Below are 17,908 nucleotides of genomic sequence, written 5' to 3'. Positions count from 1 at the left end.
AGAGAAATAGGAAAACGATAAAAAACGACCCACACACCCCACACCTTTAATTGCCACCCCATCTCCGCACCGTACATCTAGCCATTGCCACACCGACGGAAGAAAGCACCGCCGCATCATCCAATAATCTTCTTTATAATCAATGGTTTATACTAGTCCCCATGCTTTTTTGTGATGGGTTAGTGACCAATGCAAACAACATGCCTGCTACAACACTCCAATCCGCCTCGCTTGCTGGCGCGTTTGCCTTTGGGTGGGAAGCCCTGCGTTGTGGGATGCGGGGATACCGTAGGGGGTGGGGTGGGGCCCACTGTCGATACAGAGTTGCCTGCTAGTGTGCAGGAGTTGGCTGATGTTATCGGACGGAAGCAAGCGTTAACCCTGATTGGTCAGTTGCCGCGTACGTATCCCAAAGGCCGCCGCAGCGGCAAGGTGATTTTGTATGTTCCTAAGGCTTTATCGCCCCATCACCGGCTGGTATCCATTTTGGGATGGGAGGATGCGCAAAAGCTGGTGGATGTTTTCGGCGGGGAGATTTTGCAGCCAGCCAATTGCAATTACATTGCCCGCCATGCGCGGGATTGTGCTGTTGTGGAGCTTTTGTGTAGTGGCGTGCCCTTTGATGTCATTGCCAAGATATTTGGGATCAGTGTTAGGCACGTCAGGAATTTCGCTGCCGGTATTTCATCGCACCCGCCACGGAAAACCTGTCACAGGACGTATGCCCAGGATACACGCAGGATGAGCGGCAATGAATGTCTCCGGGACGTGTCATGCAGACCATTGGTGAAGAAGGCATTGCACTGATTAAGTTTTTTGAGGGTTGCAAGCTGAGCTCGTATACCTGTCCTGGGGGTGTGTTGACGATTGGCTATGGTGAGACGGGCAAGCACGTTACGCCTGATATGTGTCTTGCCAATGAGCAGGAAGCGGATGCGCGGTTACGTGCTCGATTGGCCAAGGAGTTTGAACCGGCGGTGCGGCGTTATGTGCGTGTGCCACTCAAGCAACATCAATTTGATGCGTTGGTATCGCTGAGCTTCAACATTGGTGCGGGCGCGTTCCACCGCTCGACGCTGTTACGCAAGCTTAATGCCGGTGATATTGCTGGTGCGGCGCAGCAGTTTCATGTGTGGAAATGGGCGGGCGGTCGTGTGCAGTCTGGCTTAATCATCAGGCGTGCCGCCGAACGTGCATTGTTTGAAGGCAGTGACTGGCGTGCTGAAGAGAAGCAACGGCGTGCCGCTTTAAAGGGTCGCCGTGATTGATCCCTCGGCCATGATGTCCTGGTGGAAAGAAGCGTTCTACACGTGCCTTGCGATGGTGGCTGGGGTACTCGGCTACTTAATGCGCACGCTCGACAACGGCGAGAAACCGACCTGGGCGCGTGTGCTGATCGAAGCCAGTGCGGCGGGGCTTGTGGGGCTGTTTGCGATGTGGGTATGTGAGTCGCTGGAGTTAAGCCAGCAACTGACGGCAGTCACAGTGGGGGTGTTTGGTTGGCTTGGGGCCTCTGCCAGTTTGGACCTAATTCAAAGCTTTATTGTCCCCAAAGTGGGGGGCGGGAGAAGGAGTTCGGATGATCGTTAATACACTGCGCCGTGTGGGGCGAGGTTTGCCCAGTGTGCGGCTGTTGGTTGAGTACATGATGATTGGTGCGTTGGTGGCGTTGGTGGCACATGCAGTGCTGGCCTGGTCCGAGCGCAGTCAATTAGCGCAACGTGCGGCGCAGCTGGAAGGCCAGTTAGCGACGGTGGAAAGCACGTTGGATGCGCAGGTTGCGATGAATCGTGATCAAGATGCGGCGATTGCGCGGCTACGTGCGTTACGGGAGATCGACAGGCAGGCGATTGCGGGGCTGCATACGGATTTGAATCGGATCACGGTGCGCGACCGTGTGTTACGTCAACGCATCATACATTTGGAGCAACACCACGATGAGGCGAAAGCTTTTTTGGATATGGATGTGCCTGACGTGCTTGGGTGCTTGCTCGACGGGGGTTCCTGTCAAGCCAGTTATCGTCACGCAGACCCGCGTTGAGGTGATTGCACCGCCGCAGGGTTTGTTGCAGCCGTGTGAGGAGCCGCCATTGCCGCGTGTAGAGACAGTCCGCGACTTACTGAGCCAGACGCTGGCATGGCGTTTGGCGTATGAGCAGTGTGCGGCGCAAGTGCGCTGTGTTGCGGCATGGGGACAGGCGGCCAGCGTCGGGCAGCCGTGGTCACCGCAGGGCTGCGGAATAGAAGACAGCGATACACCGTCGTGACCATGGTGCAATGGCATCTGATGGCTATAGAGGCGTCAAATGAGCGAATTTAGCTGCAATTTGACAGATTTTCACGGGTCCTTCCTGATGTGGGAGGCCTGCGGGGTCGAAACTCCGCGGGGCTTCCATTGTGCGTGGTGTTTTGATTCTCACTTGTTGTTTATATCGACCGATGGTTTTACAGAAACAGCAAGGAAAACAGGTTAATCGTGCAGGCCTTTCGGAGATATTCGGTGTAGCGTTGCCGACGGTTGATCAATGGGCACGTAACGGCTGCCCAGTCGTGAAACGCGGTGGACGTGGGCGGGAATGGACGTTTGACACGGCTGTAGTCGCCCGCTGGTTACGTGACAAAGCCGCAGAAGAAGCGGCGGGTGGGCGGTGGCCGATATTGAAGAATGGAAGCGCCGTAAGATCGCCGCTGAAGCGCAACGCGAAGAGTTGCACTTGGCCGATGCAAAAAAGCAGGTTGCTCCTTTGGAGCAGGTGGAAAAGACATTGGCCCGCGTATTCGCGGAAGTGCGTGCCAACCTACGCACTATTCCAGGGCGGACCGTCGCCCTCCTACTGGGTGAAACCGACGAGCGCCGATACAAACGCGTACTGCTGCAAGAAATCGACCAAACCTTAGAAAATCTCGCGTCCTTAGACCTAACCCAAGAAGACACGGACTCCGACGAAGACGAGGAAACAGACGATGTCTGAAACCTTAGGTATAGCCGCCCTAGAAAACCAAGAAGGCGTTGATCAGATGATCAGCAACGCCTTACAGATGCTGCGACCGCCCCCAGCAATGAAGCCTTCCGAATGGGCACAGACACGCATCCGCATTCCTGAAGGCAACGCCATTCCAGGCCCCTTGCGCCTAGACAACGCCCCCTACCAACGCGAACCCATGGATATGCTGGTGGACCCGGACTGCTACCGCGTCACCCTGAAATGGGGCGCACAAGTCGGTAAAACCATGCTGGCCTTATGCGTACAAGGCTACTGCATCGAAATGGCCCCCGCAGCCAAATGATGCTGCAACCCTCCCAAGGTGATTTACAAGCCTGGTTAGAAACCAAATTCTCCCCGCTGATTGCAGCCAACCAAGGATTGCAACGCCTGATTGCAAAACCGCGTGGCCGCGATGGCGTCAACAACCAGCGGATGAAATCCTACCCTGGAGGATTTCTGATGTTTGCCTGGTCCGGCTCACCAAAGACCATGCGCGGGCGCTCAGCACCACTGATTGTGTGCGACGAAATAGACGGCTACGAACGCACGGACGAAGGCCACCCGGTGAGCCTGTTGTGGCAGCGCGCCGCGACCTTTGGTGACGAACGGTTTCTTCTGGAGATCAGCACACCCACCATTGAAGGTGCCAGCTATATTGATGACGCCTACCGAGCCGGAGACCAGAGGCGATTTTACGTACGCTGCCCCGCCTGCGGATGCGAACAAACCCTAGAATGGGAACACGTCAGCTGGGTTGGACGCCAAAGCGACCCCGACGCCGACTTGGCCGCTATCGACGCCCACCAACCGCACACTGCACGCTACGTCTGCCAAGGGTGCGGCGTATGCTGGGATGACGGCCAACGCATTGCAGCCGTTCGCCAAGCCCACTGGCAAGCCAGCAAACCCTTTAACGGCCATGCCTCCTACGAACTGAACGAACTGTACTCCACCTTCCGCCGCCAAAGCGCCATCGTTCAAGACTACCTGGACAAACTCAAACACCAGGACCTACAAACATTCACCAACGTCAGCCTGGCCCGCGTCTGGAGCGAGACCGCCGAACAGGCCGACATGGATGACCTACTGCGCCGCCTTGAAACCTACCTTGCTGATGTCCCTATGGGCGGTGTCTTTCTCACTGCGGGCATCGACATGCAAACCGACCGCCTTGAAGTGGAAATTGTCGCATGGGGCATTGACGAAGAATCCTGGTCCATCCATACCGCCGTTCTCTACGGCGACCCCCTCTTAGGCGACGTCTGGGACGCACTGGACCGCTACCTCTCTACCACCTGGCAGCACGAAAGCGGCCTACGTCTCCCCATCCAGGCCGCCTGCTTAGATACCGGAGGCACCTGCGGCTACACCCAAGCCGCTTACCAATACCTGCGTACCAGGACAGGCGGACGCGTCTTTGGCATTAAAGGCGTTGGCGGCTGGGGCCGTCCCATCGTAGACAAAGCACAACGCAAACATTCCGGACGCAACGCACCCAGAATCAACCTCTTTACCGTTGGCGTGGACGAAGCAAAATTAATTGTGATGCGCCGCCTCGCCATCACCCAGCCTGGCCCAGGCTACTCCCATTTCCCCACAGACCGCTCCCCCGACTGGTTTGCACAACTGACCGCTGAAAAATTGCGTACCCGCTACCTCAAAGGCCAGCCAATACGCCAATGGACCAAACCCGACAAAACCCCCAACGAAGCATTGGATTGCCGCGTCTACGCCTACGCCGCCCTCAAAATCATCAACCCGCATCTACCCCATGACGCAAAGCGTATTAAAGATGCCGCCGCCTTACTACCCAAGGAAAAACTGCCACAGGACCCCACCCCAGAAGTGCAACACCATACCCCCCATCTTCGCCCCCAACGTCCCCGGCCCCCCTTAAGACGCCGGAGAACATGGGCTAACGACTGGTGACCCATGACATTCCAGCACACCTGCCCAACATTCCCTGCCAAGATCAATGCTGGATGCTCATTACAGATATCCCTTGCACTCAAAGACTACCCCTGGCCCGACTGGACACTCCATTGCCTCCTGCGTGGTCCGGCATCACTGGACCTCACCGCGCAGGGTGAAAACACCACCCACCGATTCAACATCCCCGCTGCGGACACCGCACAGTGGACACCCGGCGATTACCTCTACCAACTGCGTGCAGCACACAGCCCCCAGACCATCGAAATAAAACGTGGGAAACTCCGTGTTGAGCCAGACTTTGCAGCGCTGCCCCAAGGCTATGACGGACGCAGCGACAACCAACGCGCCTTAGATGCCATCAACGCCGTCCTGCAAAAACGCGCCACCCAGGACCAACAGCGCTACCGCATCAACAACCGCGAACTGTGGCGTACCCCATCGCTGAATTGCTGAAACTACGCACCTTCTACGCCGTAGCCGTACAACGCGAAACACCCACCGACACCCCCCGCAGCTGGGGGAACATCGTTCCTGTGAGGTTTGTAGGATGAACCTCTGGACATGGTGGACACAGCGCACAGCCCAGCCAGATCACCCCACCCCAGACACGGCAACACCCCAGCCAAACCACCCCCCGCGGCGCTGGTATCAGCGCATGCTGCCCTTAGGCGGCATGTTCAAAGCAGGGCAGGTGGATACCAATGACCTGTGGAGCAGCATCCCCGTCTCCCCGGACGAATACATCACCCAACGTCTTCCAATCCTGGTCGCGCGCATGCGCGAACAATGGTCCAACAACGACCATGTCAAACGGTACATTGACCTATGCCGCCGTAACATTGTGGGCCCCCGCGGCATCGTCATGCAGGCCCAAAGCAGAAAATCGCGCAGCGGTGCCCTGGACACCGCCATCAACGACGCCATTGAAACCTGGTGGCAAGACTGGGGCCGCAAAGGCCAGTGTGAAGTCACCGGAAAATTATCATGGCGCGAAATCCAAACCCTCTGCGTAGAGACCTGCGCCCGTGATGGAGAGTTTATTGCCCGAAAAATCTATGGCACACACGCCGGACCGCATGGCTTTTGCTTACAACTGATCGACCCACTGCGCCTACCCGTGCGCTACCAAATGCTGAAAACAGACCAGACCGGCGGATTTGTCCGACAAGGCATCGAATTTAACCGATTCGGAAAACCGCTGGCCTACCACTTCAGCTCCATTGACGAACGTGACACCTACTACTACAGCATCAATGGACGAGGCTACATCCGCGTCCCCGCCGAGGAAGTCATCCACATCTTCAAACCCGTGATGGTGGGACAACGCCGCGGCCTACCTTGGGCCGCCACCTCCCTACTGCGTCTACACCATCTACAAGGCTTTGAAGAAGCCGCCGTACAAAACGCACGCGCCGCCGCTAGCAAAATGGGTTTTGTCGGATACCGAGAGGGTTTTGGACCGCGAGCCGACGAACAGGAAAACGTTGCCCAAACCATCCAGATGAACGCTGGACCCTTAGCCATCCACGAACTCCCCCAAGGCGCAGAATTTCAAGACTGGAACCCCCAATACCCCTCAGGTGAATTTGGCTTATTCACCAAAGCCGCCAAACAAAGCTTGGCTGCGGGCATGGATCTCTCCTACCACGCCCTTTCCGGCGATCTAGCGGACGTCAACTACTCCAGCATCCGCCAAGGCACATTGGATGAACGCGAACGCTGGAAAGAAGACCAGCAATTTTTTATTGAATCCCTCCACACCCCTGTTTTTGAAGCGGCCTTGAAAGTGGCCTTGCTGAGCGGACAGATTCGCGTGCATGGCAAACCACTGCCTGCCGAACACTACGACCGATACCGCCGCGTTTCCTGGCAAGGCCGCCGCTGGGCCTGGGTCGACCCCCGCACCGACGTTGAAAGCGCACTGACCTGCATCCGTGGCGGCCTGACCTCCACCAGCCAAGTCATCCTGGAACAAGGCCGCGACCCCCAGGACGTCTTTCGCGAAATCGCCCAAGACCTGAAAGAAATGCAAGCCTCCGGCATCCCCAACGACTACCTCAAGTACCTGCTGTATGGCGCAGACCTCACTACCGCCAACACCACACCGACCCAGAAGGAACCCACCCCCCATGACCACAGCCACTGAGGTAGTACGGGACCTTCGCAAAGGCGGCACCCAGTACCGCCATGCCGATGTCCTATCGATAGACGAACCCTCCAGAACCCTTGAACTTGCATTTAGCAGCGAAGCAGCAGAAGTGCAAACAAGGAGCGGCGTGGAGATTCTCGGCCACCGTATCAACGAAGTACGCATGCACCGTCTTGACAACGGTGCCGCCTTACTCCTGGACCACAACCCACGCGAACACATTGGCGTTGTCGAATCGGCCTCTATTGACAGCGACCACCGCGGACGCGCCATCGTGCGCTTCGGGCGCAGCCCACGTGCTGAAGAAATCCTACGTGATGTCCTGGACGGCATCCGTAAACACGTCTCAGTGGGCTATTTAGTCCATCAAGTCGAAGTGATCGGCCAACGCGACGCAGGCCCCCTGTACCGCGCCACGGACTGGGAACCCATTGAAATCTCCATTGTCAGCATCCCTGCCGACCCCTCCGTTGGCATCGGGCGCGCCTTGGAAAATCCGCCACAGGACACCGCAACAGTCTCGCAACACACTCCAGGCACCTCTGAGGATAAAACCATGACGGAACCATCACCCCCCGCCCATGCCGACACCACCAACACACCCCAGCCGACATCCAACGCGACTGACACCCCCAACAGCGTCGATGCCGAACGAACCCGTGTCAGACACATTGCTGACCTTGGCAAAACCTACGGACACCTGGAACTGGCGCACGACTACATTACCCAAGGCCACTCACCGGAAGCATTCCAGCGCGCCCTACTGACAAAACTGACGGACAAAGCCCCCATGCCCCAGTCTGAACCTCACACGGAAACCGGCATCGGCCTGTCCACACAAGAAATACGGCACTACAGCATCGTCCGCGCAGTCCGCGCGTTATTGCCTAATGCCAGCCAGACCGACCGCAACGCGGCGGCCTTTGAGATTGCCTGTTCCGCTGCCGCAGAAAAAACCTACGGCAAACAGGCGCGCGGCCTACTGATCCCCTCGGACGTCCTCAACCGCGCATTCTCCACCACCACCCCGACGGACGGCCCCGGCAGCAACATCATTGCCACCGAACTACACGCCTCCTCCTTTATCGAAATCCTGCGTAATAAAACCTGGGTCATGCAGCGCGCTACCGTCATGGGCGGCCTGGTTGGCAACGTCGATATCCCCAGACAGAAAGGCACCACCCAAGCCTACTGGGTGGGGGAGGGCGACTCACCGGAAAAAAGCAAACCTGCCCTGGACCAAATCCACTTCACCCCCAAATCCCTGGCCGCCTATACCGACATCACCCGGCGTCTGCTCCTGCAATCCACCCCGGATGCCGAACAAATCGTCCGCAGCGACCTACTGAACGTCATGGCCCTGGAAGTGGACCGTGCCGCCATCTACGGCAGCGGCTCAGACATGCAACCCACAGGCGTTAAACATCACAGCGGCATTAACGCCGTGTCCTTTGCACAAAAAGGGCAACCCACATTTGCTGAACTTGTCCAGATGGAAACGCAAATTGCCCTGAACAACGCAGATGTGAACGCCATGTCCTACGCCTTCAATGCAGGCATACGTGGCTATGCCAAAACCGCCTTGAAGTTTCCCCAGACTGCCGCCAGCGGCACGATTTGGGAATCCGGCAACACCGTCAACGGCTACCCAGCCAGCGTGTCCAACCAGATCAAGGCCGGTGATGTCTTCTTTGGGAACTGGGCGGACCTCATCATTGCCATGTGGGGAGGCTTAGATATCACCGTCGACCCCTACAGCCTCAGCACCAGCGGCGGCACCCGGATTGTCGTGTTCCAAGATGTCGACTTTAACATCCGTCGTACCGAAAGCTTCTGCTACGGCGCAGCCGCCTGACCCTTGAGGAACACACCATGCCGACGACGACAAACACCCTCAAAATCAGCGCTGCGGTGGTAATCCAAGGCCTGATTTACCGCCCTGGCACAATCGTCCAGATCCCTACGGCACTGGCGCACGATTTAATGCGCCGTGGCCGTGCTGAGCTTGCCGGTGATGCCGATGGCCCCGTGGCAGTGATCATCGACCCACCCAGCGGCGGAGCACCCACACCAAACACCTTGACCCCTACAGAAACCAACGAGAAACCTCCCCCCCGCGGGAGTCGCCGTTGATGCACCACCCCTCCTGGGATGACCTAGACGCCTTCCTAGAAACCGATGATTTTGCCGTGACAGCCCAATTACACTCGGAGAAAACGGGGCGCGTCCATCAATGCACCATTGTTTTTGACGCGACCTACATTGATGCGGACATCGGCGACTACAGAATGAACGCCCCAGAACCCTCCTTTACCTGCAAAGAAAGCGATGTTATGGACTTCAAAAAACATGACTACGCCCGCATTGAAGATCGCCACTACCGCCTCACCCACGACCCACAACCGGATGGAACCGGCATGGCCCTCGTGCGGCTGGCCCCGATGGCGCCCCCATGATTGGCATCCACATCCACCCCCACAGCCTCACCGCCATCGCACAAGCACTCAACGCCACTGAAACGCAGATGGAACAGGCCCTGCGTTCGGCCAAAATCAAAATGGCGGCCTGGCTGCGTACCCGCTCCGTGCGCGGACTGAGCGATGCATTGCAACTCCAACAAAAGATCGTGCGCCGCCGCCTGCGCACCTATCGACAACGCGACCAAATGAAAGTGTGGTACGGCCTGAACCCCGTCCCCCTCCTATGGCTGAACCCCAAAGCCACCCCTAGCGGCGTCAGCGCCCTGGGCGGGCGTCAGATCAAAGGCGCATTCATTGCCACAGTGCGCGGCAAACGGCAGGTACTCAAACGCCTGGGCCGCGCCCGCTACCCCGTGGCCGTTCAAAAAGCAGACATTTACGCACCCTCCATGACCTATATCGAAAACGGCCTTCTTGACACAGCCACCTTTGAAGCACGCTTTTACACCCTGTTTGAGCACGAACTGCAATGGCGGACACACACACCGACATAAGCTTAGAAACCCTGCATACCGCCATCCGCGACCAAATTGCAGCGCACTTCCCAGACCTGGCCACCGTTGCGTTTTATCAGGACGATGAAGACCACCAACTGCCCATGCCCGCCTGTTTACTGACACTGAGTGAGATCGAACCGGCCCCCGAAAACGATGCAGGCACCGGACAATTCCCCGCCCTGCTGCGCTTTCAGGCACGGCTTGTCCTAGGGCACCGCGGCCCCTCCACCCACCTGCAAGCACGTCTGGCCGCCGCCGCCCTGGGCACCTGGCTGTACCAGCGCCGCTGGCGTGGCGTACCAACCGACCCCTGCCGCGTGATTGCCATCTACCCAGACGAATTCAACGCCGCATTAGATCGATACGTCGTCTGGACCGTGGAATGGCAACAACCCGTCTTTCTTGGCAACAGCGCCTGGACCCATGCAGGCACCCTACCCACCAACCTATGGCTGTCCTTCACACCGCAGACCGGCCCCTCCGTCCAAGACAGCTATCACCAGATCGCCCCATGAGACAGACACTCAACGAACACACCCGCCAATTAGCACACCTGATCCTCCAAGGGACCGTCGCCGAACTGGACCCTGCAACCGCCTGCGTGCGGATTGAAGCCGGAGAACTGCTCACCGACTGGCTGCCTGTCATGGCCTCACGTGCCGGAGCCGACCGCTCCTGGTGGCTGCCGCACCTGGGCGAACAAGTCATTGCACTGTGCCCCAATGGAGATTCGGCACTGGGCATCGTCTTGCTTGGCCTGGCAGCCTCTACCAAGAGACCTTCCCTGCGCCCAGCAACACCGCCCACCAGCCCTGCCTGCTGTTTGGCGACGGAACACGCATCACCTACGACCGCCAAGCCCACGCCCTGACCGTAGATGCTTCCGCCGCATCCGGCACCGTCACCCTGATCTGTGCCACCGCCACCCTCAATGCCAGCGACCGCCTCACCTTGGACACGCCCAGCCTCCACCTCACCGGCAACCTCACCGTAGACGGCACCATTCACGCACAAGGGGACATCACCGCCGCAGACATTGGCCTACAACGTCACCACCATACGGCCCAAGGACCCAATGCACCTACCACCCCTGCACAGGGGTAGGCGGTTACGCATGAAGGCGCGTGATCTTGGGAGTGTTCACAAACCTAGTTCGCTGTGTGAGCCAATGCGCACGAGCTGCAATGTCTCGTTGTCGGGCTTCCGGTATATCAGTACCAAGTCGGGTTTGATGTGGCAATCACGGTGATCTTTCCAGTCGCCAGTTAGTGCGTGATCGTGGTGGCGTGGCTCCAACGGATGATCACAGGTCAAGGCTTCCAAGACGTGTATCAGTTCCTCATCAAGCGTGGCGCGATGCTGGCCCTTAGCTTCGCGCTTGTAGTCGCGCTTGAATTGGCCAGTCTGGCTAATCCTCCGCATGCAAGTCCGCCATGAGCGCCTCAATACTATCAAAGCTCTTGAGGTGACCAGCACGGGCTTCACGCATGGCTGCGATGGTAGTTTCGTTCGGCACCAGCGGCTCGAACGGCAGCGCCTTCTCGCGGGCAATGCGGGTCAGCATCATACGGAACGCATCAGACACGCTTAGGCCCATCGTCGCCAGCACGGTTGATGCTTCTTCTTTGATGTGCGCGTCAACGCGGGCACGGACAACTGCGTTTGCAGACATAGTGCGATCCTTCGATACCCAGTGAGGAATGAGCTACATTGTAGCTCAATAATTCCAAGGCACTCACTCTGCGTCATTGCCAAGTGCATTGAGCCTTCGGAAAACCCGCCACAGGACACCGCCCAGTGAGTCCCCCCAAGCTGCTGAGCATGCGCGGAATGAACATGCACACCGGAAAGCCGCTTGATGGCATCGACCACCTGCGCCAATCGGTACAGAACATCTTGAGCACCCCATTAGGGAGCCGGATCATGCGCCGTGATTACGGCAGCCGACTACCACACCTGCTTGATGCCCCGATCACACGTGCCCTGACAATGGACCTGTACGCGGCCACCGCACAAGCCCTTGCCGCACACGAGCCACGGATCACCCTGCGGCAAGTGACGGCCCGCGCCACCGCATCGGGCACGGTAACCCTTGTGTTGACTGCCCACTACCTTCCTGAGGGGAAAACCGTCACCCTAGACGGCATCCAGGTGCGTTGATGGACAACACTCTGACGGCGATTGATATCTCCAAGCTGCCCATGCCCGATGTCATCCGGCAAGTGGCCGCAGACGTGATCTTGCAAGAGATGCTGGCTGATCTGGCGGCACGTGACCCGACCCTGAAAAACCTCCTGCCCTCAGACCCCATCTACACCCTGTTAGAAGTGGCCGCCTACCGCGAAGCCGTGCGCCGCTACCAAAGCAATGAAGATGCCAAAGCCGTCATGGTGGCCTTGGCCAGCGATGCCGACCTAGATCATTTAGCCGCATTATTTCGCGTCAAGCGCCTCGTGTTGGAGGCAGGTGACCCCACTCAAGGCATCCCCCCGAGGATGGAGAGTGATGCTGCCTTTCGGCGGCGTATCGTCCTTGCACCGGAAGGCTACAGCGTCGCCGGTCCGGAAGGCGCTTACATCTACCATGCCATCAGCGCCCATCCCGACGTGCTTGACGTCAGCGCCACCAGCCCAACCCCTGGGGACGTCATCATCACCGTACTATCACGCAGCGCCAACGGACAGCCCTCACAAGACGTGCTTGACGCCGTGATGGCCGCTGTCAACCAAGAATCAGTACGCCCCATGACCGATCACGTGACCGTACAACCGGCACAGATCACTGACTACCAAGTTCACGCACGATTGCACACCTACGCCGGACCGGATGCAGCGGTCGTCCTGTCCGAAGCACACCGCCGCATCACCGCCTACACCACAGACACATTCCGCTTAGGGCGAGATATCGCCCTGAGTGGCCTGTATGCCGGACTGCATGTCGAAGGCATCCAACGCGTAGAACTCATCACACCACAACAGGGACTGACGATGGACCGTACCCAGGCGGCCCGCTGCACCAACATCACCGTCGTGCATGGTGGCGTGGATGAATGAACCCCTGCACAGCCTGCTTCCCCCCACGGCAACACCGCTCATGCGCACCCTGGAGCAAGTGATGGCACGCATGGCTGACATCCCGATCCCATTCAAACAACTATGGGACCCGCACACCTGCCCCGAGCCATTACTCCCCTGGCTGGCCTGGTCATTGTCCGTGGACACCTGGCGCAGCACGTGGCCCGTGCATATCAAACGCGCGCGTATTGCAGCAGCCATCGAGATTCAGCGTTGCAAAGGCAGCGTTAAAAGTGTGCGCGATGTGGTGCGCAGCTTTGGCGGAGACGTCCTCATCACCGAATGGTGGCAACAAAACCCACCGGCTGCACCGCACACCTTCACACTGCTGCTCACCTTATCCGGGCAAGGCGGCAGCCAGAGCACCGCCGAATTTGTCGCAGATGTCATTACAGAAGTCATCCGCACCAAACCCGTTCGCAGCCATTTCACCTTTACCCAAGGCGTGCACACCATCGGACAGATTGGCCTGCTGGGTGGCGCACAGATCACCGCGTACCGACGCGTACAACTCACCCAGGCCGCATGAGGATGCGATGACCCCACTCCAGATCACCATCACCCCACAGGGCCGCGCCGCCCTAGTGAACGCCGAACATCATGGCACCGTCCCCGTGCGGCTTGCCTCTGTCGGCCTGACCGCACAACACTTTGACCCCGCCGCGGCAACGATGCCTGATGAATCCAAACGCCTGACCACCTTCTCAGGCGGCGTGGTGGCCGCAGACACCATTCACATCACCATCGGCGATGCAACTAGCGACCAGTACGACGTCCGCGGCTTTGGTGGCTGCGTACCCGCTCCGTGCGCGGACTGAGCGATGCATTGCAACTCCAACAAAAGATCGTGCGCCGCCGCTGCGCACCTATCGACAACGCGACAAATGAAAGTGTGGTACGGCCTGAACCCCGTCCCCCTCCTATGGCTGAACCCCAAAGCCACCCCTAGCGGCGTCAGCGCCCTGGGCGGGCGTCAGATCAAAGGCGCATTCATTGCCACAGTGCGCGGCAAACGGCAGGTACTCAAACGCCTGGGCCGCGCCGCTACCCCGTGGCCGTTCAAAAAGCAGACATTTACGCACCCTCCATGACCTATATCGAAAACGGCCTTCTTGACACAGAGCCACCTTTGAAGCACGCTTTTACACCCTGTTTGAGCACGAACTGCAATGGCGGACACACACACCGACATAAGCTTTAGAAACCCTGCATACCGCCATCCGCGACCAAATTGCAGCGCACTTCCCAGACCTGGCCACCGTTGCGTTTTATCAGGACGATGAAGACCACCAACTGCCCATGCCCGCCTGTTTACTGACACTGAGTGAGATCGAACCGGCCCCCGAAAACGATGCAGGCACCGGACAATTCCCCGCCCTGCTGCGCTTTCAGGCACGGCTTGTCCTAGGGCACCGCGGCCCTCCACCCACCTGCAAGCACGTCTGGCCGCCGCCGCCCTGGGACCTGGCTGTTACCAGCGCCGCTGGCGTGGCGTACCAACCGACCCCTGCCGCGTGATTGCCATCTACCCAGACGAATTCAACGCCGCATTAGATCGATACGTCGTCTGGACCGTGGAATGGCAACAACCCGTCTTTCTTGGCAACAGCGCCTGGACCCATGCAGGCACCCTACCCACCAACCTATGGCTGTCCTTCACACCGCAGACCGGCCCCTCCGTCCAAGACAGCTATCACCAGATCGCCCCATGAGACAGACACTCAACGAACACACCGCCAATTAGCACACCTGATCCTCCAAGGGACCGTCGCCGAACTGGACCCTGCAACCGCCTGCGTGCGGATTGAAGCCGGAGAACTGCTCACCGACTGGCTGCCTGTCATGGCCTCACGTGCCGGAGCCGACCGCTCCTGGTGGCTGCCGCACCTGGGCGAACAAGTCATTGCACTGTGCCCCAATGGAGATTCGGCACTGGGCATCGTCTTGCCTGGCAGCCTCTACCAAGAGACCTTCCCTGCGCCCAGCAACACCGCCCACCAGCCCTGCCTGCTGTTTGGCGACGGAACACGCATCACCTACGACCGCCAAGCCCACGCCCTGACCGTAGATGCTTCCGCCGCATCCGGCACCGTCACCCTGATCTTGTGCCACCGCCCCCTCAATGCCAGCGACCGCCTCACCTTGGACACGCCAGCCTCCACCTCACCGGCAACCTCACCGTAGACGGCACCATTCACGCACAAGGGACATCACCGCCGCAGACATTGGCCTACAACGTCACCACCATACGGCCCAAGGACCCAATGCACCTACCACCCCTGCACAGGGTAGGCGGTTACGCATGAAGGCGCGTGATCTTGGGAGTGTTCACAAACCTAGTTCGCTGTGTGAGCCAATGCGCACGAGCTGCAATGTCTCGTTGTCGGGCTTCCGGTATATCAGTACCAAGTCGGGTTTGATGTGGCAATCACGGTGATCTTTCCAGTCGCCAGTTAGTGCGTGATCGTGGTGGCGTGGCTCCAACGGATGATCACAGGTCAAGGCTTCCAAGACGTGTATCAGTTCCTCATCAAGCGTGGCGCGATGCTGGCCCTTAGCTTCGCGCTTGTAGTCGCGCTTGAATTGGCCAGTCTGGCTAATCCTCCGCATGCAAGTCCGCCATGAGCGCCTCAATACTATCAAAGCTCTTGAGGTGACCAGCACGGGCTTCACGCATGGCTGCGATGGTAGTTTCGTTCGGCACCAGCGGCTCGAACGGCAGCGCCTTCTCGCGGGCAATGCGGGTCAGCATCATACGGAACGCATCAGACACGCTTAGGCCCATCGTCGCCAGCACGGTTGATGCTTCTTCTTTGATGTGCGCGTCAACGCGGGCACGGACAACTGCGTTTGCAGACATAGTGCGATCCTTCGATACCCAGTGAGGAATGAGCTACATTGTAGCTCAATAATTCCAAGGCACTCACTCTGCGTCATTGCCAAGTGCATTGAGCCTTCGGAAAACCCGCCACAGGACACCGCCCAGTGAGTCCCCCCAAGCTGCTGAGCATGCGCGGAATGAACATGCACACCGGAAAGCCGCTTGATGGCATCGACCACCTGCGCCAATCGGTACAGAACATCTTGAGCACCCCATTAGGGAGCCGGATCATGCGCCGTGATTACGGCAGCCGACTACCACACCTGCTTGATGCCCCGATCACACACGTGCCCTGACAATGGACCTGTACGCACCGCACAAGCCCTTGCCGCACACGAGCCACGGATCACCCTGCGGCAAGTGACGGCCCGCGCCACCGCATCGGGCACGGTAACCCTTGTGTTGACTGCCCACTACCTTCCTGAGGGGAAAACCGTCACCCTAGACGGCATCCAGGTGCGTTGATGGACAACACTCTGACGGCGATTGATATCTCCAAGCTGCCCATGCCCGATGTCATCCGGCAAGTGGCCGCAGACGTGATCTTGCAAGAGATGCTGGCTGATCTGGCGGCACGTGACCCGACCCTGAAAAACCTCCTGCCCTCAGACCCCATCTACACCCTGTTAGAAGTGGCCGCCTACCGCGAAGCCGTGCGCCGCTACCAAAGCAATGAAGATGCCAAAGCCGTCATGGTGGCCTTGGCCAGCGATGCCGACCTAGATCATTTAGCCGCATTATTTCGCGTCAAGCGCCTCGTGTTGGAGGCAGGTGACCCCACTCAAGGCATCCCCCCGAGGATGGAGAGTGATGCTGCCTTTCGGCGGCGTATCGTCCTTGCACCGGAAGGCTACAGCGTCGCCGGTCCGGAAGGCGCTTACATCTACCATGCCATCAGCGCCCATCCCGACGTGCTTGACGTCAGCGCCACCAGCCCAACCCCTGGGGACGTCATCATCACCGTACTATCACGCAGCGCCAACGGACAGCCCTCACAAGACGTGCTTGACGCCGTGATGGCCGCTGTCAACCAAGAATCAGTACGCCCCATGACCGATCACGTGACCGTACAACCGGCACAGATCACTGACTACCAAGTTCACGCACGATTGCACACCTACGCCGGACCGGATGCAGCGGTCGTCCTGTCCGAAGCACACCGCCGCATCACCGCCTACACCACAGACACATTCCGCTTAGGGCGAGATATCGCCCTGAGTGGCCTGTATGCCGGACTGCATGTCGAAGGCATCCAACGCGTAGAACTCATCACACCACAACAGGGACTGACGATGGACCGTACCCAGGCGGCCCGCTGCACCAACATCACCGTCGTGCATGGTGGCGTGGATGAATGAACCCCTGCACAGCCTGCTTCCCCCCACGGCAACACCGCTCATGCGCACCCTGGAGCAAGTGATGGCACGCATGGCTGACATCCCGATCCCATTCAAACAACTATGGGACCCGCACACCTGCCCCGAGCCATTACTCCCCTGGCTGGCCTGGTCATTGTCCGTGGACACCTGGCGCAGCACGTGGCCCGTGCATATCAAACGCGCGCGTATTGCAGCAGCCATCGAGATTCAGCGTTGCAAAGGCAGCGTTAAAAGTGTGCGCGATGTGGTGCGCAGCTTTGGCGGAGACGTCCTCATCACCGAATGGTGGCAACAAAACCCACCGGCTGCACCGCACACCTTCACACTGCTGCTCACCTTATCCGGGCAAGGCGGCAGCCAGAGCACCGCCGAATTTGTCGCAGATGTCATTACAGAAGTCATCCGCACCAAACCCGTTCGCAGCCATTTCACCTTTACCCAAGGCGTGCACACCATCGGACAGATTGGCCTGCTGGGTGGCGCACAGATCACCGCGTACCGACGCGTACAACTCACCCAGGCCGCATGA

The 17,908-nt window shown here is 58.7% G+C and carries 31 protein-coding genes and 3 pseudogenes; 30 read left to right on the top strand and 4 right to left on the bottom strand.

From position 1 onward, the window contains the following. The first annotated feature begins 189 nt into the window (after nucleotides 1–189). The 18 genes and pseudogenes from F7G16_RS09405 to F7G16_RS12360 all read left to right on the top strand — a co-directional run bounded on the left by F7G16_RS09405 (nucleotide 190) and on the right by F7G16_RS12360 (nucleotide 11,149). On the top strand, nucleotides 190–807 hold the full coding sequence (locus tag F7G16_RS09405) for a hypothetical protein (RefSeq protein WP_014607783.1): 618 nt from the start codon (nucleotides 190–192) through the stop codon (nucleotides 805–807). Next, entirely contained in the window at nucleotides 774–1,268 is a 495-nt protein-coding gene (locus tag F7G16_RS09400; RefSeq protein ID WP_011097941.1) for a lysozyme, read from the top strand. The genes F7G16_RS09405 and F7G16_RS09400 overlap by 34 nt, the downstream gene beginning before the upstream one ends. Further along, the gene (locus tag F7G16_RS09395) at nucleotides 1,261–1,590 is read left to right on the top strand and encodes a phage holin family protein (RefSeq protein WP_004086884.1); all 330 of its coding nucleotides are present in this window, start codon (nucleotides 1,261–1,263) and stop codon (nucleotides 1,588–1,590) included. The genes F7G16_RS09400 and F7G16_RS09395 overlap by 8 nt, the downstream gene beginning before the upstream one ends. Next, nucleotides 1,580–2,041 (top strand): hypothetical protein, encoded by a 462-nt coding sequence (locus F7G16_RS09390; RefSeq protein WP_011097939.1) that lies wholly within the window; start codon nucleotides 1,580–1,582, stop codon nucleotides 2,039–2,041. The genes F7G16_RS09395 and F7G16_RS09390 overlap by 11 nt, the downstream gene beginning before the upstream one ends. Beyond that, nucleotides 1,938–2,267: an Rz1-like lysis system protein LysC gene (gene lysC / locus F7G16_RS09385; protein WP_425510553.1), complete on the top strand. Its 330-nt coding sequence runs from the start codon at nucleotides 1,938–1,940 to the stop codon at nucleotides 2,265–2,267. The genes F7G16_RS09390 and lysC overlap by 104 nt, the downstream gene beginning before the upstream one ends. Before the next feature lie 172 nt (nucleotides 2,268–2,439). Continuing rightward, nucleotides 2,440–2,571 (top strand): annotated as a pseudogene (locus F7G16_RS12580) (terminase small subunit); the annotation flags it as partial. A gap of 77 nt (nucleotides 2,572–2,648) precedes the next feature. Then, nucleotides 2,649–2,972 (top strand): terminase small subunit, encoded by a 324-nt coding sequence (locus F7G16_RS12575; protein ID WP_275940760.1) that lies wholly within the window; start codon nucleotides 2,649–2,651, stop codon nucleotides 2,970–2,972. Next, a pseudogene (locus F7G16_RS12820) lies at nucleotides 2,965–3,821 on the top strand (phage terminase large subunit family protein); the annotation flags it as partial. The gene F7G16_RS12575 and the pseudogene F7G16_RS12820, both read left to right, overlap by 8 nt. A 33-nt stretch (nucleotides 3,822–3,854) precedes the next feature. Beyond that, complete coding sequence (locus F7G16_RS09375) at nucleotides 3,855–4,916, top strand: terminase gpA endonuclease subunit (RefSeq protein ID WP_425527308.1); 1,062 nt, start codon at nucleotides 3,855–3,857, stop codon at nucleotides 4,914–4,916. 3 nt (nucleotides 4,917–4,919) lie between these two features. Next, a complete protein-coding gene (locus tag F7G16_RS09370; protein WP_243857838.1) occupies nucleotides 4,920–5,372 on the top strand; it encodes a hypothetical protein in 453 nt (150 codons plus the stop codon). Between the two features lie 94 nt (nucleotides 5,373–5,466). Next, a complete protein-coding gene (locus F7G16_RS09365; RefSeq protein ID WP_167405116.1) occupies nucleotides 5,467–7,065 on the top strand; it encodes a phage portal protein in 1,599 nt (532 codons plus the stop codon). After that, nucleotides 7,049–8,923: a phage major capsid protein gene (locus F7G16_RS09360; protein ID WP_038232803.1), complete on the top strand. Its 1,875-nt coding sequence runs from the start codon at nucleotides 7,049–7,051 to the stop codon at nucleotides 8,921–8,923. The genes F7G16_RS09365 and F7G16_RS09360 overlap by 17 nt, the downstream gene beginning before the upstream one ends. Nucleotides 8,924–8,940: 17 nt before the next feature. Next, nucleotides 8,941–9,201, top strand: coding sequence for a hypothetical protein (locus F7G16_RS09355; protein WP_038232801.1), 261 nt, complete (start codon nucleotides 8,941–8,943; stop codon nucleotides 9,199–9,201). Continuing rightward, nucleotides 9,201–9,524 carry a head-tail joining protein gene (locus F7G16_RS09350; RefSeq protein ID WP_011097935.1) on the top strand — a complete coding sequence of 108 codons (324 nt, stop codon included), beginning with the start codon at nucleotides 9,201–9,203 and terminating at the stop codon, nucleotides 9,522–9,524. The genes F7G16_RS09355 and F7G16_RS09350 overlap by 1 nt, the downstream gene beginning before the upstream one ends. Continuing rightward, nucleotides 9,521–10,042 carry a hypothetical protein gene (locus F7G16_RS09345; RefSeq protein ID WP_011097614.1) on the top strand — a complete coding sequence of 174 codons (522 nt, stop codon included), beginning with the start codon at nucleotides 9,521–9,523 and terminating at the stop codon, nucleotides 10,040–10,042. Before F7G16_RS09350 ends, F7G16_RS09345 begins: the two co-directional genes overlap by 4 nt. After that, nucleotides 10,018–10,560: a hypothetical protein gene (locus F7G16_RS09340; protein WP_011097613.1), complete on the top strand. Its 543-nt coding sequence runs from the start codon at nucleotides 10,018–10,020 to the stop codon at nucleotides 10,558–10,560. Before F7G16_RS09345 ends, F7G16_RS09340 begins: the two co-directional genes overlap by 25 nt. Next, nucleotides 10,557–10,916 carry a phage baseplate assembly protein V gene (locus F7G16_RS12365; protein ID WP_243857837.1) on the top strand — a complete coding sequence of 120 codons (360 nt, stop codon included), beginning with the start codon at nucleotides 10,557–10,559 and terminating at the stop codon, nucleotides 10,914–10,916. The genes F7G16_RS09340 and F7G16_RS12365 overlap by 4 nt, the downstream gene beginning before the upstream one ends. After that, nucleotides 10,862–11,149 (top strand): phage baseplate assembly protein V, encoded by a 288-nt coding sequence (locus tag F7G16_RS12360; protein ID WP_243857855.1) that lies wholly within the window; start codon nucleotides 10,862–10,864, stop codon nucleotides 11,147–11,149. The genes F7G16_RS12365 and F7G16_RS12360 overlap by 55 nt, the downstream gene beginning before the upstream one ends. A gap of 36 nt (nucleotides 11,150–11,185) precedes the next feature. On the opposite strand, the gene F7G16_RS09330 is transcribed toward F7G16_RS12360, so the two are convergent. Together F7G16_RS09330 and F7G16_RS09325 are read right to left on the bottom strand one after the other, a co-directional pair. Continuing rightward, nucleotides 11,186–11,467 (bottom strand): type II toxin-antitoxin system YafQ family toxin, encoded by a 282-nt coding sequence (locus F7G16_RS09330; RefSeq protein WP_004090909.1) that lies wholly within the window; start codon nucleotides 11,465–11,467, stop codon nucleotides 11,186–11,188. Then, complete coding sequence (locus F7G16_RS09325; protein ID WP_004090907.1) at nucleotides 11,454–11,717, bottom strand: type II toxin-antitoxin system RelB/DinJ family antitoxin; 264 nt, start codon at nucleotides 11,715–11,717, stop codon at nucleotides 11,454–11,456. The genes F7G16_RS09330 and F7G16_RS09325 overlap by 14 nt, the downstream gene beginning before the upstream one ends. 149 nt (nucleotides 11,718–11,866) lie before the next feature. Between F7G16_RS09325 and F7G16_RS09320 the strand changes: the two genes are divergently transcribed. The 8 genes and pseudogenes from F7G16_RS09320 to F7G16_RS09290 all read left to right on the top strand — a co-directional run bounded on the left by F7G16_RS09320 (nucleotide 11,867) and on the right by F7G16_RS09290 (nucleotide 15,303). Continuing rightward, nucleotides 11,867–12,205 carry a GPW/gp25 family protein gene (locus F7G16_RS09320; protein WP_004090694.1) on the top strand — a complete coding sequence of 113 codons (339 nt, stop codon included), beginning with the start codon at nucleotides 11,867–11,869 and terminating at the stop codon, nucleotides 12,203–12,205. Continuing rightward, nucleotides 12,205–13,098: a baseplate assembly protein gene (locus tag F7G16_RS09315; protein ID WP_011097611.1), complete on the top strand. Its 894-nt coding sequence runs from the start codon at nucleotides 12,205–12,207 to the stop codon at nucleotides 13,096–13,098. The genes F7G16_RS09320 and F7G16_RS09315 overlap by 1 nt, the downstream gene beginning before the upstream one ends. Continuing rightward, nucleotides 13,091–13,648: a phage tail protein I gene (locus F7G16_RS09310; RefSeq protein ID WP_004086970.1), complete on the top strand. Its 558-nt coding sequence runs from the start codon at nucleotides 13,091–13,093 to the stop codon at nucleotides 13,646–13,648. Before F7G16_RS09315 ends, F7G16_RS09310 begins: the two co-directional genes overlap by 8 nt. A 7-nt stretch (nucleotides 13,649–13,655) precedes the next feature. Beyond that, a pseudogene (locus F7G16_RS09305) lies at nucleotides 13,656–13,907 on the top strand (hypothetical protein); the annotation flags it as partial. A 96-nt stretch (nucleotides 13,908–14,003) separates the two neighbouring features. After that, nucleotides 14,004–14,210, top strand: coding sequence for a hypothetical protein (locus F7G16_RS12355; RefSeq protein WP_243857835.1), 207 nt, complete (start codon nucleotides 14,004–14,006; stop codon nucleotides 14,208–14,210). 208 nt (nucleotides 14,211–14,418) lie between these two features. Next, entirely contained in the window at nucleotides 14,419–14,637 is a 219-nt protein-coding gene (locus F7G16_RS12350) for a hypothetical protein (RefSeq protein WP_243857834.1), read from the top strand. Next, nucleotides 14,634–14,831, top strand: a complete 198-nt coding sequence (locus F7G16_RS12345; protein WP_243857833.1) for a hypothetical protein — start codon at nucleotides 14,634–14,636, stop codon at nucleotides 14,829–14,831. The genes F7G16_RS12350 and F7G16_RS12345 overlap by 4 nt, the downstream gene beginning before the upstream one ends. Beyond that, entirely contained in the window at nucleotides 14,740–15,303 is a 564-nt protein-coding gene (locus tag F7G16_RS09290; RefSeq protein WP_243857832.1) for a phage baseplate assembly protein V, read from the top strand. Before F7G16_RS12345 ends, F7G16_RS09290 begins: the two co-directional genes overlap by 92 nt. A 144-nt stretch (nucleotides 15,304–15,447) precedes the next feature. On the opposite strand, the gene F7G16_RS09285 is transcribed toward F7G16_RS09290, so the two are convergent. Continuing rightward, nucleotides 15,448–15,729, bottom strand: coding sequence for a type II toxin-antitoxin system YafQ family toxin (locus F7G16_RS09285; protein WP_004090909.1), 282 nt, complete (start codon nucleotides 15,727–15,729; stop codon nucleotides 15,448–15,450). Further along, nucleotides 15,716–15,979 carry a type II toxin-antitoxin system RelB/DinJ family antitoxin gene (locus tag F7G16_RS09280; protein ID WP_004090907.1) on the bottom strand — a complete coding sequence of 88 codons (264 nt, stop codon included), beginning with the start codon at nucleotides 15,977–15,979 and terminating at the stop codon, nucleotides 15,716–15,718. Before F7G16_RS09280 ends, F7G16_RS09285 begins: the two co-directional genes overlap by 14 nt. Before the next feature lie 125 nt (nucleotides 15,980–16,104). On the opposite strand from F7G16_RS09280, the gene F7G16_RS12340 reads away from it, so the two are divergent. Genes F7G16_RS12340 through F7G16_RS09265 form a run of 4 tightly spaced genes read left to right on the top strand, consistent with a single transcriptional unit; the run spans nucleotide 16,105 to nucleotide 17,908 of the window. Next, entirely contained in the window at nucleotides 16,105–16,296 is a 192-nt protein-coding gene (locus tag F7G16_RS12340; protein ID WP_243857831.1) for a GPW/gp25 family protein, read from the top strand. After that, nucleotides 16,271–16,465, top strand: coding sequence for a hypothetical protein (locus F7G16_RS12335; protein WP_243857830.1), 195 nt, complete (start codon nucleotides 16,271–16,273; stop codon nucleotides 16,463–16,465). Before F7G16_RS12340 ends, F7G16_RS12335 begins: the two co-directional genes overlap by 26 nt. Then, nucleotides 16,465–17,358, top strand: coding sequence for a baseplate assembly protein (locus F7G16_RS09270; RefSeq protein WP_011097611.1), 894 nt, complete (start codon nucleotides 16,465–16,467; stop codon nucleotides 17,356–17,358). Before F7G16_RS12335 ends, F7G16_RS09270 begins: the two co-directional genes overlap by 1 nt. After that, complete coding sequence (locus tag F7G16_RS09265; RefSeq protein WP_004086970.1) at nucleotides 17,351–17,908, top strand: phage tail protein I; 558 nt, start codon at nucleotides 17,351–17,353, stop codon at nucleotides 17,906–17,908. The genes F7G16_RS09270 and F7G16_RS09265 overlap by 8 nt, the downstream gene beginning before the upstream one ends.

Source organism: Xylella fastidiosa (assembly GCF_011801475.1).
GTDB lineage: Bacteria > Pseudomonadota > Gammaproteobacteria > Xanthomonadales > Xanthomonadaceae > Xylella > Xylella fastidiosa.
The sequence above is the reverse complement of the archived record's forward strand: the minus strand, read 5'-3'. Positions and strand labels throughout refer to the sequence as shown.

Bases quoted from the DNA above. Each gene is read 5' to 3' on its own strand.
- F7G16_RS09405 (WP_014607783.1), top strand. From the start codon at position 190: ATGCAAACAACATGCCTGCTACAACACTCCAATCCGCCTCGCTTGCTG.
- F7G16_RS09400 (WP_011097941.1), top strand. From the start codon at position 774: ATGCAGACCATTGGTGAAGAAGGCATTGCACTGATTAAGTTTTTTGAG.
- F7G16_RS09390 (WP_011097939.1), top strand. From the start codon at position 1,580: ATGATCGTTAATACACTGCGCCGTGTGGGGCGAGGTTTGCCCAGTGTG.
- lysC (WP_425510553.1), top strand. From the start codon at position 1,938: ATGAGGCGAAAGCTTTTTTGGATATGGATGTGCCTGACGTGCTTGGGT.
- F7G16_RS09370 (WP_243857838.1), top strand. From the start codon at position 4,920: ATGACATTCCAGCACACCTGCCCAACATTCCCTGCCAAGATCAATGCT.
- F7G16_RS09365 (WP_167405116.1), top strand. From the start codon at position 5,467: ATGAACCTCTGGACATGGTGGACACAGCGCACAGCCCAGCCAGATCAC.
- F7G16_RS09360 (WP_038232803.1), top strand. From the start codon at position 7,049: ATGACCACAGCCACTGAGGTAGTACGGGACCTTCGCAAAGGCGGCACC.
- F7G16_RS09355 (WP_038232801.1), top strand. From the start codon at position 8,941: ATGCCGACGACGACAAACACCCTCAAAATCAGCGCTGCGGTGGTAATC.
- F7G16_RS09350 (WP_011097935.1), top strand. From the start codon at position 9,201: ATGCACCACCCCTCCTGGGATGACCTAGACGCCTTCCTAGAAACCGAT.
- F7G16_RS09345 (WP_011097614.1), top strand. From the start codon at position 9,521: ATGATTGGCATCCACATCCACCCCCACAGCCTCACCGCCATCGCACAA.
- F7G16_RS09340 (WP_011097613.1), top strand. From the start codon at position 10,018: ATGGCGGACACACACACCGACATAAGCTTAGAAACCCTGCATACCGCC.
- F7G16_RS12365 (WP_243857837.1), top strand. From the start codon at position 10,557: ATGAGACAGACACTCAACGAACACACCCGCCAATTAGCACACCTGATC.
- F7G16_RS09330 (WP_004090909.1), bottom strand. From the start codon at position 11,467: ATGCGGAGGATTAGCCAGACTGGCCAATTCAAGCGCGACTACAAGCGC.
- F7G16_RS09325 (WP_004090907.1), bottom strand. From the start codon at position 11,717: ATGTCTGCAAACGCAGTTGTCCGTGCCCGCGTTGACGCGCACATCAAA.
- F7G16_RS09320 (WP_004090694.1), top strand. From the start codon at position 11,867: ATGCGCGGAATGAACATGCACACCGGAAAGCCGCTTGATGGCATCGAC.
- F7G16_RS09315 (WP_011097611.1), top strand. From the start codon at position 12,205: ATGGACAACACTCTGACGGCGATTGATATCTCCAAGCTGCCCATGCCC.
- F7G16_RS09310 (WP_004086970.1), top strand. From the start codon at position 13,091: ATGAATGAACCCCTGCACAGCCTGCTTCCCCCCACGGCAACACCGCTC.
- F7G16_RS12355 (WP_243857835.1), top strand. From the start codon at position 14,004: ATGAAAGTGTGGTACGGCCTGAACCCCGTCCCCCTCCTATGGCTGAAC.
- F7G16_RS12350 (WP_243857834.1), top strand. From the start codon at position 14,419: ATGCCCGCCTGTTTACTGACACTGAGTGAGATCGAACCGGCCCCCGAA.
- F7G16_RS09290 (WP_243857832.1), top strand. From the start codon at position 14,740: ATGCAGGCACCCTACCCACCAACCTATGGCTGTCCTTCACACCGCAGA.
- F7G16_RS09285 (WP_004090909.1), bottom strand. From the start codon at position 15,729: ATGCGGAGGATTAGCCAGACTGGCCAATTCAAGCGCGACTACAAGCGC.
- F7G16_RS09280 (WP_004090907.1), bottom strand. From the start codon at position 15,979: ATGTCTGCAAACGCAGTTGTCCGTGCCCGCGTTGACGCGCACATCAAA.
- F7G16_RS12335 (WP_243857830.1), top strand. From the start codon at position 16,271: ATGCCCCGATCACACACGTGCCCTGACAATGGACCTGTACGCACCGCA.
- F7G16_RS09270 (WP_011097611.1), top strand. From the start codon at position 16,465: ATGGACAACACTCTGACGGCGATTGATATCTCCAAGCTGCCCATGCCC.
- F7G16_RS09265 (WP_004086970.1), top strand. From the start codon at position 17,351: ATGAATGAACCCCTGCACAGCCTGCTTCCCCCCACGGCAACACCGCTC.